This is a genomic window from Verrucomicrobia bacterium CG1_02_43_26 (assembly GCA_001872735.1).
Lineage (GTDB): Bacteria > Verrucomicrobiota > Verrucomicrobiia > Opitutales > CG1-02-43-26 > CG1-02-43-26.
In genome coordinates this window covers 1-13,239 of the sequence record MNWT01000007.1, presented here as the reverse complement: position 1 = coordinate 13,239, position 13,239 = coordinate 1, and the positions used below count along the sequence as shown (strand labels likewise).

Sequence of the window (13,239 nt, the reverse complement as noted above, 5' to 3'; positions counted from 1 at the left end):
ATGATTTTAATATGAAAGTACAATCTTTCTCGCGCCCAAGGTCAAGCCTTTTCTCTTGAAAAAACTCCTGCAATCTGCTAAAAATAAGTTATATGTCCATGTTGACCCCAACTGGTAGCTCCTCATACAGCAACAGCAGCAATTCCCCCAAAACAGGCTTTTGGGAGGGTCAGCGTCTCGCCAAATTAAGAGCGTACGAAAAGCAGGCTAAGAAAAAGAAAATCAAGCTGCAGGACCTCGCCCAATTTACGCAACAATTAGGCTCCATGCTGCAGGCTGGCTTGCCTCTTATTTCGGCATTGGATGCTCTTCAGGAACAAACCTCAAACCCGGTCTTCCAAATCATTATCCGTAATGTCCGCCTGGATATCACTGGGGGTACTTCTTTCTCAGACGCGGTAAAAAAATACCCAAACGCTTTCCCTAATCTCTTTTCTAGCATGGTTGAAGCCGGCGAAGCTTCTGGCGCGCTTGCCGAGATCATGGAAAAGGTATCGGGTTATTTTGAGGAATCTGTCAAACTTACTAAAAAGGTCAAAAGCGCCATGGCCTACCCCATTGCCGTTATCAGTCTGGCCATCATTCTCGTCAACGTACTGCTCATTTTCGTTATTCCGGTTTTCGCGGATATGTTTAAGGACTTCGGTGCCGAACTTCCTCTCCCAACTCAGCTGCTCATCAGTACCAGTAATTTCCTTAAAAGTAATATTGTCTATATAATCGCGGGAATTATCATCATATGGAGTATTTTAAGCCGCTTATTAAAAACCCCTAACGGCAAGATTCTCAAGGATCGGCTTGTTCTCGTTATTCCTATCGTAGGCCAGCTTTCCCAAAAAATTAATCTCTCGCGTTTCTGCCGTACGTTTGCCGTCCTCACGCGAAGTGGTGTCCCTATCTTGCGTTGTCTGGAAATTTGTGGCACCGCAAGCGATAATACGTTTATTTTGGATGCTTCGAACGATATCGCAAGGCAGGTTAGCCAGGGCGGGCAAATATCAGATGTCATTGCCACAAATGCCTACTTCCCTACCATGATCAAACACATGATGCGTGCCGGCGAGCAAACGGGTAACATTGATGGCATGATGCATAAAATCGCGGACTTCTACGATGTCGAAATCAATAACACCGTTGCCGCGCTAACTTCCCTTCTGGAACCTATCTTGATCGTTTTCCTGGGTATCGTTGTCGGTGGCATTGTTATGGCCATGTTCCTCCCTATCTTCCAACTTTCTTCTGTTGCGGGAAGAAACTAAACCGCCTAATACTATTAGGCATGGATAAGATCGAACAGCGTTATCTCTCTCGTGGCGTTTCGCCCACTAAGGCAGATCTCCACAGGGTTGTCGCAAACCTCTCTCCTGGCCTTTTCCCGGGATCGTTTTGTAAAATAAATGAGGATTTCTTAACGGGTGATAACACTAAATGTGCCGTCATTCACGCCGATGGTAGTGGCACAAAATCACTCATCGCTTACTTGTATTACAGGGAAACGAGCGATGCGTCCGTCTTCCAGGGCATTGCTCAGGATAGCATCGTCATGAACATCGATGATCTCTTGTGTGTCGGCGTTTATGATAACATTTTGTTGTCTAACACGATCAATCGTAACGCAAAAAATGTACCTATAGAGGTGATTAATGCGCTGATTCTGGGAACCGAATCTTTTATTAAACACCTCCAATCTCTGGGTATTCACATCCATAGTGGGGGCGGAGAAACGGCTGACGTGGGTGACATCACCTCAACGTTGTCTGTAGACTCTTGCGCCGTTGCCTTACTGGATCGTAAGCATGTCATCAATAACCGCAACATCAGGCCTGATCTCAGTATCATCGGTCTCGCCTCTTACGGGACAGCTTCTTATGAGACCCTGGAGAACAGTGGTATCGGCTGCAATGGCCTCACCAGCGCCCGTCACGATCTTCTATCTTCTTACTATAAAGGCAAATATCCCGAAACATTTGATCCCCATATCCCCAACAATCTCGTCTACTCGGGTCCCTATAAACTAGAGGATCCATTGCCGGAATCTTCCCTTACAATTGGCCAAGCGCTTCTTAGCCCCACGCGCACCTACGCCCCTGTCTTGGCAAAACTTTTAGGAGAGCATCGAGAAAAGCTCATCGGCCTCATCCACTGTTCCGGTGGCGGCCAATCCAAATGCCTTCGTTTCGGCCAAGACACCCATTTCGTAAAGGATAACCTCCTTCCCGTGCCTCCCATTTTTAAAGCAATCCAAGCGGCTACTCAAACGTCTCCTAAGGAAATGTTCCGGGTTTTTAACATGGGGCACCGTATGGAAATTTATTGCGAGCCCAACCACGCAGACTGTCTGCTAAACATTATTAAAGAATTCAATATCGATGCTGCCGTCATCGGTCACACGGAAGCTAGTCAAAGGAATTCACGGGAAAATCATCTCACAATCGTTCATGATCAACAATCGATTGAATTTTCTTTATAAATTTAAAATTTTCACATACAATTTATTATCCTTTAATCAGGGCACTTTTTAATAACGTAACTTTTTAAAACTATGGCATCACCAAATGACATCCGTAAGGGTAAAGTAATTATGTATCAGGGCACACCGCACCTCGTCCTCGATTCAATGCACCGTACCCAGGGTCGCCAAGCCGGCTTCGTCCAGTCTACTTTGCGTAACTTGAATACCGGTTCTTCCACAACCACAAAATTTCGCTCAACCGATTCCGTTGACTTCTGTCACACCGAATCCAAGAGCCTCGACTTTTCTTACATCGACTCCGAGGGCTACCACTTCATGGACCCAGAGTCTTTTGAAGATAACATCCTTCCAGAGGATATCATCGAAGACCAAAAAATGTTCCTCGTTCCCAATAATAATTACGATATCCTTTTTGTAGACGATAAAGCCGTCCAACTACAACTTCCCGCAGCCGTCACCATGTCTGTTGCCGAAGCTCCCGATGCCGTTCGTGGCGATAGTGCGTCTAATGTCCAAAAGCCCATCACGACCGAAACCGGCATGGTCATTCAGGTTCCTCTTTTTATCAAACAGGGCGAGGCTATCCGCGTCAGTACAACGGATCGTTCTTACTTAGGCCGCGCTTAATAAATTCTTTTTGTTTTTAAATAAAAAAAAGCGTCCCAAATTTATTTGGGACGCTTTTTTATTTAAACTTAAATATCAGTTACCTGTTAAGCAACACGCTCAACCACCAACTCTGGTGTAGCTGGGCGCTTAGGCGCCAAACGAAACGCAGACTTGAAGTAATCCAATGCCTGGTCCAAACGTTTCTGATCATTATAATGAATCATCATCAACGGCTGGCCTTGTTTCACCTGGGTACCCACTTTCTGTATCTCAGAAACACCTGCGGAAACATCCAGCTTCTCGCCTTTTTCACCCATCGCCAATATCTTCACACCCTCAGCAATCTTGCTTGCATCAATCGTGTGAACATACCCACGCTTAGGAGCAGGCAATTTCTTAACATGCTTCGCTACCGGGAACTTATCCGGATTATCGATATAAGTAATATCGCCGCCTTGGGCTTTAATCATATCTTTAAATTTCTCAAACGCTAGGCCTTCTTTAAGCGCGTTCTCAACAATTTGCTTCGAGGATAGTGTTGATCCCGCTACACCTGCCAAACGAACGATCTCCATACCTAGTTTAAGCACCAGTTCTTGTAAATCTTCCGGACCTTCGCCTTTTAGCAGTTGTATTGCTTCTTGTATCTCAAGCGCCGTACCCACACATGTGCCCAAGGGCTGGTTCATGTCGGTTACTAATGCCACACAACGGCGTTTCATAGAGCGACCTACTCGCGTGATCGAACGTGCCAATTGTTTCGCTTGTTCTAAATCTTTTATAAAGGAACCGTTGCCCCACTTCACGTCAACAACCAGTCCTTCAGCTCCTTCAGCAAGTTTCTTGCTCAATACACTCGCAGTGATAAGGGGTAAGCTCGCTACCGTACCGGTCAGCTTCCGCATTTGGTAAAGTTTGTTATCAACCGGTACCAGGCCTTCGTCTTGCGCCAATATCGCACAACCCACATCTCTTAATTGTTCCATCAATTTCTTTAACGGAATTTCAGACTTAAATCCGGGAATCGCGGAAAGTTTGCATAGGTTACTGATACAGAATTCTTCGTCTACAGAATTCATCGTTGGCATCACAACGCCACAGGCCGCTGCTAATGGCCCCAAAACCAATGAGGTCTTGTCGCCCACTCCTCCAGTAGAGTACTTATCTACTTTCGGGTTGGTCAGCTTGGATAGATCAATCACTTCTCCGGATAGCATCACTTCTTCAGCCAATACTGCCGTCTCTTGGGCAGACATGCCTTGAAAATAGATGGCCATCACAAGTGCTGACAATTGAAAGTCAGGCATCTCTTCATCAAGTATCGAATCCACTATGAAACGAATCTCTTCGCTCGTGAACTCCCCACCATCGCGCTTCTTTTCTATCAATTCAACAAAACTGGGTTTTTCTGCTGAACTGGAGGACGAGGTCTTTTTCTTCATAAGAATTTTTAAACGGTGAAATTTAGGAACTCTCAGTATTAAAGCTTATAATGCCTTATTAGTCCAGCTTAAATTGTTAATCTGTGATTGAGTTCATTTTAACACATTTAAATATTGACCCTAATCCCTTTATTCACATTCTCTTATAAATCTATGCCTGTAGACTTTAATATTGCCGAAGATTTAGAAAATAAAATTAAATTTGTTGCTTCCCAGCTCGATTCGTTTGATAGTTCGTTCTCTCCGGATGTCAAGCCGGCTGATCCTCGTTTCGGCGATTTCCAAGCCAATGGAGTCCTTCCTTTCGCAAAATCAGTAAAGAAAAATCCTCGAGAGCTCGCCACAGAATTAGTCAACGCCTTTAAGGCTCATAATACTTTTCCGGATAACGTCGTACAATTCGATATCGCTGGCCCGGGTTTTATCAACTTTAAGCTCTCCCCTCTCGCCTTGTTTACTTGGTTAAGGAAATACAAAACAGAGGCGGATTTCAAACACGCCGCGGGTTCTTTCCATAAGGGCAAAACCATCACCATAGATTACTCTTCCCCAAACACCGCCAAGCAAATGCATGTCGGCCACTTGCGCTCTATGGTCATCGGGGAAGCCCTTAAGCGTCTCCTCTCTTTCTGTGGCGCCAGGGTCATCGGAGATAACCATATCGGCGACTGGGGTACCCAATTCGGCATCCTCATCATGGCCATACATCGTTTTAACTATGATTTAAATTCCCCTCACGCCGATGTCCTTGAAGACCTTGAGGGTATCTACCAAAGGGGCACCGCTCTTTTCAACGAAGATCCTTCAGCAAAAGCTGAAGCCCACCAGGCTCTGGTTAAGCTGCAAAAGGGCGATGAGCATTACCTCGCCATCTGGCAGAAAATTAATGATGTTTCCTATAAGGCTTTCGAAGAGATTTACAACGCGTTTAACGTGAAATTCGATATCGTGATGGGCGAATCTTGCTACCGTAACGATGTTGACCGTATTTACAAGGAATTAGAGGAAACCGGTGTCGCGGTCGAAAGTGAGGGCGCTCTCGTAGTCTTCCACCCCAGAGAGGATCAGGATGACTACCCGTTCATCGTCCGTAAAACAGATGGTGCGTCTAACTACGCTTCAACAGACCTCGCCACCATTCTCCACCACGCAAACGAGCTGCACGCAGACGAAATGGTCTACGTCACAGATGGTCGCCAACAGGATCATTTTAAATACCTATACCTCACCGCAGAAAAATGGTTCAACGCCATGGGCTACACAAACCTTCCCAAGTACCACCACACGTGGTTTGGGAGTATATTGGGTGAAGACGGTAAGGCCATCAAAACGCGCGCGGGTAAATCCATAAAACTCAAGGAACTCGTCAAGGAAGCCATCGATCGCGCTTTCGCAGTCGTAACGGAAAAAAACCCGGATCTCTCAGAAGACGAAAGACATAAGGTAGCTAAAGTTGTCGGCATCGGCGCTCTTCGCTATGCAGATCTCTCCCAAAACCGCACGCACGATTACGTCTTTAGTTGGGAAAAACTGCTATCTTTTGATGGTAATACTGCCCCTTACTTGCTCTACGCCATCGCGCGTATTTATTCCATTTTCCGCAAACTTGATCTCACTCCAGGTGATTTCGAAGATGCCGCTTCTCCTTTCGAAACAGAAAAGGAGATCGAGCTGGCCAGAAAACTGCTCAACTTCCCCATTGCGCTACAACAGGCCATCGCAGACTTTCGTCCTCACTTTATTTGCACCTATTTGTTTGAGCTCGCAGGCTGCTTCTCTTCTTTCTACAACGCAGATAAAGTTATCGTAGAAGACAATACCGTCAAATCCCGTCGCCTCCTTCTCTGCGCTCGCACGTTAAGTGTTCTCGAAACAGGCCTTCACCTCCTGGGTCTCGAAACACTAAAGAAGATGTAAGTAGAAGTTTTCAAGATTCAGGCCGCACACACTTAGGAGTATCCAGCTCCTCCAGATACTTTTCTAAAAAAAGCTTTGATCGGCCATAACCAAACACAGCCAATCAAAGCTCAGAATAACATTCTTCAACGAATTGAAATAATTCCGCCTCATTCAGAAAATCTAGTCCACGGCATTAATTTTCACTACTACGACCGCTCTCCTTTTTTTCTGCCTGTAATTTCAACTTCGCCTCTTCCCTCTTTTCTTTGATCATTAGCTCCTGCTGCTTTTTCAATTCCTCTAACTCTTTCTCATAATCAAAATCCTCATCATCCATAGAAGGGTAAAGGTCCTCAAGAATAGAATGTAATTCTTTCTGGTTAATCTTTTTCTCCTTAAGCTCATTGTATCGTTCCAAGAGCAAGTATGAGTACAGTAGTTTTGAATCCTGCATCTGATCGCTGGAAAAGCCTGTCATTCCAACTGTAAAATTCGCAACTTGCCGTATTTTCTCATCTGAGATTTCTTCTTCTATTTTGTCTAAACCTTCAGTTGTATAACCGAACTGACTTAACCAACCTTCATACGTGAGATAGACTTCTCCTTCTTTTAGATTTTCTAGATCATCAATGGTCCTACATATAACAGACCAATAATCCGGCATACCATCCATTAGAGATGAAAAGGCTTCTTTCCCAATAACACCTATCAATTCATATAAATATTTCAAGCCTTCCGGTTTTTTCCCTTCACCATATTGTTCTGTCAAATAAAGTATCCCGAGGAAACTGAGCGCAAATAGATCTTTCTGCTTGTTAGCTTTTTCTTCCAGAGATAACAAACTTTTTTCAATCTCTTCCTCTTCTCCTATACTAGAATCACCTAACACGTACTTGATATTGAATTCCTTAAGTACCTGTGCGTTATTGCCATCAATAGCATTTCCCAAGCACTCCAATCCTTCAGGTATATCTTGTTCTATACCATGCACCCCTTCCAGGTAATAAATCCCCAAAAGAAACTGTGCCCTCAGCTCACCGAGCTTAACAGCTATTTCAAGGAATCTAACACCCAAATCTATTTCTTCCTGATTGCCCTTCGCACCTTCTAGCAGGCTCTTCCCAAGGAAATAGCACGCAATTTCATCATCCTCTATTGTTACAACACCACCGCTATTAAAGCTATTCACCAAGTACTCCACTCCTGTAGAAATATTTTTTTCTACGCCATATTTGCCTTCTAGAGAGATCATTCCCAATTCGTAAAGCGCATGCTCATTTTCAAGCTCACCAGCTTGCTCTAGGTACTTAATCCCCTTTTCAATATGTTGCCTTACACCATATTTGCCTTCTAGATAGATCATTCCCAATTCGTAAAGCGCATATCCATTTTCAAGCTCACCGGCTTGCTCTAGATACTTGATTAACATAGCATCCTCATTCTCGCCTTCAAGCGCAGCAGCTTGTTTTATATAATAGACCCCATCGTCAGTATCTTGAACTATTCCATATTTGCCTGCTAAATAGATCATTCCCAATTCGTAAAATGCTTTAGCATCTTTCTTCTCACCCGCTTGCTCTAGGTACTGTATCAATGCTTGAGCTGCATCCTCATACTCAAACTCAGCGGCTTGCCTTAGGTACTTGATCCCTTCATCACTATTCTTATCTACGCCATATTTGCCTTCTAGATAGATCATTCCCAATTCGTAAAGCACATCCTCATTTTCATACGCAGCGGCTTGCCTTAGGTACTTGATCCCTTCATCACTATTCTTATCTACGCCATATTTGCCTTCTAGATAGATCATTCCCAATTCGTAAAGCCCATCCTCGTGTTTAAGCTCAGCGGCTTGCCTTAAGTACTTAATCCCCGTAATAATGTTCTCTTTTACGCCATATCTGCCTTTTAGATAGATCATTCCCAATTCGTAAGGCGCATCCTCGTGTTTAAGCTCAGCGGCTCTCCCTAAACACCCAAGCCCCGCATTAATGTCCTTTTTTACGCCATATTTGCCTTCTAGGGAGATAATTCCTAATTCGTAAATCGCATCAGCCTGTTTAAGCACACCGGCTTGACATAAATACCCAAACCCCTTCTCAATATTTTGTTCTACGTCATACCCACCTTCTACAACGTTATACCTACCTTCTAAATAGAGCATTCCTAATTCGTAAAGCGCACCAGCCTGTTTAAGCTCAGCGGCTTTACCTAAACATATCACTCCCTGCTCATAATCTTGATTTACTCCATAACCGTTCAGATAGCAAAATCCAATAAAAAAGAGCTCATCGGCACCATCAGAACTGTTCGTTTCTACTTGTTCAACAACAGATTTCACTTTTTCCTGAGTCACACCCCCATTTGAAACAAGCGATTCCTTATGCAATAATTCGAGGGCACGGTGGTTCAAGTTTTCAGCGCTTTCTATCAACTGTTTATACCCTTCTTCTTTTCTTCCGGCTATTATATTACTAAGACCTTCTTGATAAAGCTCTTCTTTTGTTTTTTGTTGACGTTGTACACTTGTAATTTTTCGTTGCTCCAATGGTTTCTCTTCTCCATCACATTCCGAAAATAAGCGCCTTTTAGGGGATGAAGATGTATCCTGAGAAACCACTTGGTTTCCGCTTCCCTCATTCACTCCACTAGACTCACCTTCTTGGTATTTATAATTATCTTTATTATTCGATTTTGGCTGTATATTATCCATAATAATTTAAAGACGAGATTGTATATAAAAAACACACAACAGTCAATTAAAACCAACGATACCGTAAAACCCCAAATATCAGTTAAAACGGGTCACGAAAAGTTCAAAGAATAGTCAGAAACTGAATTGATTAAACCACCTCGCCCCTAGCCGCGGATACACTCGCCAACCACGACACAAATTCTCTTAAGTCCGCAAAGCATTTAATCGTTTCTTGTTCCGATTTCGCTTTTATCCGGTCACACTCGGGCTTTCCGGTAGAAACCCACGCGGCATTAATTCCGCCAAGCAGCCCGGCTTCAATATCACTGATCTTGTCACCCACCATCCAACAATCACTGCGTTCTAGCCCGTGAGCTTCCATCATCTCCAAAATAAATTTAGGCGATGGTTTTCTGTAAACAATCTGGTCTCCGGGTGCCTCAGGCGCTATACACAATTCTGTAAAAATACTTTCTTCCAATGCCATCAATTCCAACATCCTGCTATTACAAGCATGCACTTGCTCCCATGTGTAATACCCCCTGCTAATCCCGCTTTGGTTAGTAAACAGAAACAGCTTGTAGCCCAACGCTTTCGCTTCCCGTAGCGCCTCAGCAACACCAGGCACGACTTCTACATCCTTGGGGTCACTCAAATAGTGTTTATCTAAAATCAATACACCGTCTCTGTCTAAAAAAAGTGCCTTACTCATGCAATTATATCTTTACTGTTACTACTATAGGCTAAAATCTCTTGTGGCTTCACAATCGCGGTTCCTAGTTTACCTACGACAACGCCCGCGGCAACGTTTGCCAAATTAGCCGCGTCTTCAAGAACCGCTTCCGCTGCCAAGGCTAAGGCTAGTGTCGCAATCACCGTATCACCCGCACCGGAAACATCAAACACTTCGCGCACTTTCGTAGGAATGACATCAATCACTTTCCCTTCACGGCTCGTCATCATCCCTTCTGCCCCCAGGGTCACAATCAGGTTCTCGGGGTGGTATTTCTCCCATATTTTTTTACATACTTGCTCATACGGGTAGGATTCATGTCTACTCAAATGAATGTCCGCCAATTGCAGCGATTCCGCCCGATTAGGGGTTAACAAGCTCACACCACTAAAATCAATCTGTCTCTTCGGCTTAGGGTCCATTGCTACAAATACGCCTTTACTTTTCGCGTCTTTAATAAGTCTTTTCACAAACACCTCAGAGATCACTCCCTTGGCGTAGTCAGACAGTATCACAACATCAACATTATCCAAACAGGGTAAAACATACTTCTCATACCCCGCTTCATTAATAATATACTCCGCCGGCGAGCTCTCCCGATCCAATCGGCATAGTTGCTGGTTGCGCACCACTACACGGGTCTTTAAGATAGTAGAGGCTTGGCGATCTTCTTCATAACAATGATGATAACGTACATCAAACTCTTGCAAAATACTTCTTAGCCGAAGCCCGGCATCGTCTCGCCCAATATATCCGGCCATCTGTGTTTTTTTACTGAGTGCCGCAACATTAAGCGCCACATTCGCCGCTCCACCAGCCACATAGGTATCCATGCTCACGTCAATCACAGGCACCGGCGCTTCCGGGGAAATACGCTCAGAATCCCCCCATATATAATGATCCAGCATCGGGTCCCCTACCACTAAGGCGCTCACACCTTCTATCTTGGCTAATAAATCTTTCATTAAATAATGCTCCAATTGTAATGGAAGTCGGATAACAATTCAATACCTGCTTTCTTAACCCATACAACGTCTTCAATCCGGCAAGCGCCTAACCCGGGGTAATACAATCCGGGCTCCACAGTCACGACATTCCCCGCTTTTAACTTCCCACCTGTCTTTCCTAAGCGTGGCTCCTCATGCACATCTAGCCCAAGCCCATGCCCTGTACTGTGTATAAATCCTTGTGGTACACCGTCTATAACCCCGGTCTTATACCCTGCTTTTTCAAAATACTGCACAACGGCCTCATGTACTTTTTTCCCGCTAACACCGGCTTTTAGAAGGGCAATGGCGGATTTCTGAGCTTCTAAAACGGTGTGTACTAATTTCTTCTGCCCGTCATTTGCTTTTCCTTTTAAAAAGGTTCTCGTCATATCCCCATAATACCCCGTATGGGTCACGCGTGGAAATATATCCACAACGATCAGCTCGTTCGCGTAAATTGGTCCACTCCCCCTGCAATGCGGATCACAGCCTTGATCACCACAGGCCACAATCGTATGGCTAGATACTGCTCCTCGTTCCAGGCAAGCCACTTCTATTCTATATTTTAAATACTCAGCAGTCAGTGCTTTCCCTTTGTAGTAAACGGTTCTGCCTTTTACTTTAGAGGCGCGCAAAATCTCTTCAACAACCGCAAAACCCGCCTCACTGGCTTTATTCCCTTCTCTTATCAGGGCTGCCTCCGCCTCGTTTTTCACGGCTCTTTTCGGAAAAATCGCCCCATCGACAATGCTTACAGCCACCCGAGCTCGTCTTAAGTCCGCATACAATCCGGCCGGGAAGCGCTCTGGCACAACAAACTCTTTTATCCCTTCCACGTGCGCCAAATACTTCACAAGATCCACTAGCCCAACTTTTTGCTTCCGAAATAACCTGCTCGTCTCTTTCAATGAATCTTCCAAAGAATACACCACGTCAAAATCAGATTCTTTAACGCCTCGAGCATATTCCAATTGATTCAAAAAGCACACGCGTCGCTTACCTTCCACTTGGCACGCCAAAAATGAATCCGGCACAAAAAGTTTTCCCAAATACAACAAATCTGCATCCCTTTCAGAATCACCGTACAACAATACGCCTGTCTTGTTTTTAACTTTTCTAACTTGCGTCATCTCTTTTATAAAAACGGCTTCTCAAATACTGCGCAAACTTATTCAACACGATGTATATTCCGCTCTTAATGGGCAAAATGTCAAAAACCATAACTAGCTCGCAACGACAGCCACTTGACCAAGCTCATCCCCCCCCCCATTTTCCGCCTCCTTCACTTGTTAATACTAAAAATAATCCACTTAAATCTAACCGATTCTTGGTTTTTTTACAAACCATGCTATATTATTCTATGAACATAGGGTCTTTTAGTGGTAACACCTTATTTAGACATGGGGGCTGTAGTGATTATAGTAATAAAACTTCAAGGGTCAGGACAACTTAATTGATTGGATAAATCAATTAAGTCATTACTGATCAATGAGAAACAAATACATAGTTCGTGGGCGAATTTCGGAGGGAAAATTCCGTGAAATCGTGAGGTATTTTGCCCTGGATATTGAGGCAACGAAGATAGCAAAATTAACTCGATTAAGCCGCAACACAATCAATAAAATTGTATTGGCAATCAGAGAACGAATCGCTGAGTTTTGTGAGATGGAATCTCCTTTTAAAGGAGAAATAGAAGTGGACGAAAGTTACTTTGGCGGGCGAAGAATAAAGGGATTAAGAGGCAGAGGAGCGTCTGGAAAGTTACCTGTGTTTGGTTTGCTTAAAAGGCAGGGGAAAGTATATACTGAAGTTATAGATGATTGCTTGAAAGCGACTTTACAAGCGGTTATTCGAGGGAAAGTGGATATTGAAAGCGTTATACATTCAGATGGATGGAAAGGTTATTAGGGTCAATCATTCACGCAATGAGTTTGCTTCTCAAGTATCACACATTAACGGCATTGAAAGCTTTTGGGCTTTTGCCAAAACTCGCTTGGCTAAGTTCAAAGGTTTGCCTGAAAGAACCTTCTATCTCCATCTAAAAGAATCCGAATTCAGGTTTAATTATCGACATCAAGATCCCTATCCTTTACTATTGAAAATCACCAGAAATCATCCCCTTAAGTTGTCCTGACCCAAAAAATTTTTTTTCAACAAATGTTTCAATTCGACTTTTCAATCCCTTTCCATCTCAGATATAATGGCTTGAGATCGTCTTTCTTAAGCCCTACCTCCTCTAAGGTTTTGATTAAATCTTCATTGTCTTCATGGCCGAATAAGGGCGTTTCGCCGTCCTTATTTGCGATGGATAGGAGTTTCGTGATGTCTTCTAGGGAGAAATCGCTGTCAATTAACGCTTTTAGCGTCGCTGGCAAGTGGCCTCTCCATGCTGCTATATG

The 13,239-nt window shown here is 44.0% G+C and carries 9 protein-coding genes and 2 pseudogenes; 5 read left to right on the top strand and 6 right to left on the bottom strand.

The window, feature by feature from the left end; all coding sequences use genetic code 11:
- The first annotated feature begins 92 nt into the window (after positions 1–92).
- The 3 genes from AUJ82_03445 to AUJ82_03435 all read left to right on the top strand — a co-directional run bounded on the left by AUJ82_03445 (position 93) and on the right by AUJ82_03435 (position 3,100).
- The gene (locus tag AUJ82_03445; protein ID OIO60181.1) at positions 93–1,259 is read left to right on the top strand and encodes a secretion system protein; all 1,167 of its coding nucleotides are present in this window, start codon (positions 93–95) and stop codon (positions 1,257–1,259) included.
- Between the two features lie 20 nt (positions 1,260–1,279).
- On the top strand, positions 1,280–2,470 hold the full coding sequence (locus tag AUJ82_03440) for a phosphoribosylformylglycinamidine cyclo-ligase (GenBank protein ID OIO60180.1): 1,191 nt from the start codon (positions 1,280–1,282) through the stop codon (positions 2,468–2,470).
- Positions 2,471–2,542: 72 nt separating this feature from the next.
- Entirely contained in the window at positions 2,543–3,100 is a 558-nt protein-coding gene (locus AUJ82_03435; GenBank protein OIO60179.1) for an elongation factor P, read from the top strand.
- An 86-nt stretch (positions 3,101–3,186) separates the two neighbouring features.
- Here the strand turns inward: AUJ82_03435 and AUJ82_03430 are convergent, their stop codons facing one another.
- Positions 3,187–4,524 carry a pyrimidine-nucleoside phosphorylase gene (locus AUJ82_03430; protein ID OIO60178.1) on the bottom strand — a complete coding sequence of 446 codons (1,338 nt, stop codon included), beginning with the start codon at positions 4,522–4,524 and terminating at the stop codon, positions 3,187–3,189.
- A 153-nt stretch (positions 4,525–4,677) separates the two neighbouring features.
- Between AUJ82_03430 and AUJ82_03425 the strand changes: the two genes are divergently transcribed.
- Entirely contained in the window at positions 4,678–6,441 is a 1,764-nt protein-coding gene (locus AUJ82_03425; protein OIO60177.1) for an arginine--tRNA ligase, read from the top strand.
- Positions 6,442–6,616: 175 nt separating this feature from the next.
- On the opposite strand, the gene AUJ82_03420 is transcribed toward AUJ82_03425, so the two are convergent.
- The 4 genes from AUJ82_03420 to AUJ82_03405 form a co-directional block, all read right to left on the bottom strand.
- Positions 6,617–9,136 (bottom strand): hypothetical protein, encoded by a 2,520-nt coding sequence (locus AUJ82_03420; protein ID OIO60176.1) that lies wholly within the window; start codon positions 9,134–9,136, stop codon positions 6,617–6,619.
- 130 nt (positions 9,137–9,266) lie between these two features.
- Positions 9,267–9,830, bottom strand: a complete 564-nt coding sequence (locus tag AUJ82_03415) for a hypothetical protein (protein OIO60175.1) — start codon at positions 9,828–9,830, stop codon at positions 9,267–9,269.
- Positions 9,827–10,831 carry a hypothetical protein gene (locus AUJ82_03410; GenBank protein OIO60174.1) on the bottom strand — a complete coding sequence of 335 codons (1,005 nt, stop codon included), beginning with the start codon at positions 10,829–10,831 and terminating at the stop codon, positions 9,827–9,829. Before AUJ82_03410 ends, AUJ82_03415 begins: the two co-directional genes overlap by 4 nt.
- A complete protein-coding gene (locus tag AUJ82_03405; GenBank protein ID OIO60173.1) occupies positions 10,816–11,970 on the bottom strand; it encodes a hypothetical protein in 1,155 nt (384 codons plus the stop codon). Before AUJ82_03405 ends, AUJ82_03410 begins: the two co-directional genes overlap by 16 nt.
- A 358-nt stretch (positions 11,971–12,328) precedes the next feature.
- On the opposite strand from AUJ82_03405, the pseudogene AUJ82_03400 reads away from it, so the two are divergent.
- A pseudogene (locus AUJ82_03400) lies at positions 12,329–12,974 on the top strand (IS1595 family transposase).
- 28 nt (positions 12,975–13,002) lie between these two features.
- On the opposite strand, the pseudogene AUJ82_03395 reads toward AUJ82_03400, so the two are convergent.
- Positions 13,003–13,239, bottom strand: a pseudogene (locus AUJ82_03395) (hypothetical protein).

What these genes read in the sequence shown, in the direction of transcription:
- AUJ82_03445 (OIO60181.1), top strand. Translation starts at nt 93, where the DNA reads ATGTCCATGTTGACCCCAACTGGTAGCTCCTCATACAGCAACAGCAGC.
- AUJ82_03440 (OIO60180.1), top strand. Translation starts at nt 1,280, where the DNA reads ATGGATAAGATCGAACAGCGTTATCTCTCTCGTGGCGTTTCGCCCACT.
- AUJ82_03435 (OIO60179.1), top strand. Translation starts at nt 2,543, where the DNA reads ATGGCATCACCAAATGACATCCGTAAGGGTAAAGTAATTATGTATCAG.
- AUJ82_03430 (OIO60178.1), bottom strand. Translation starts at nt 4,524, where the DNA reads ATGAAGAAAAAGACCTCGTCCTCCAGTTCAGCAGAAAAACCCAGTTTT.
- AUJ82_03425 (OIO60177.1), top strand. Translation starts at nt 4,678, where the DNA reads ATGCCTGTAGACTTTAATATTGCCGAAGATTTAGAAAATAAAATTAAA.
- AUJ82_03420 (OIO60176.1), bottom strand. Translation starts at nt 9,136, where the DNA reads ATGGATAATATACAGCCAAAATCGAATAATAAAGATAATTATAAATAC.
- AUJ82_03415 (OIO60175.1), bottom strand. Translation starts at nt 9,830, where the DNA reads ATGAGTAAGGCACTTTTTTTAGACAGAGACGGTGTATTGATTTTAGAT.
- AUJ82_03405 (OIO60173.1), bottom strand. Translation starts at nt 11,970, where the DNA reads ATGACGCAAGTTAGAAAAGTTAAAAACAAGACAGGCGTATTGTTGTAC.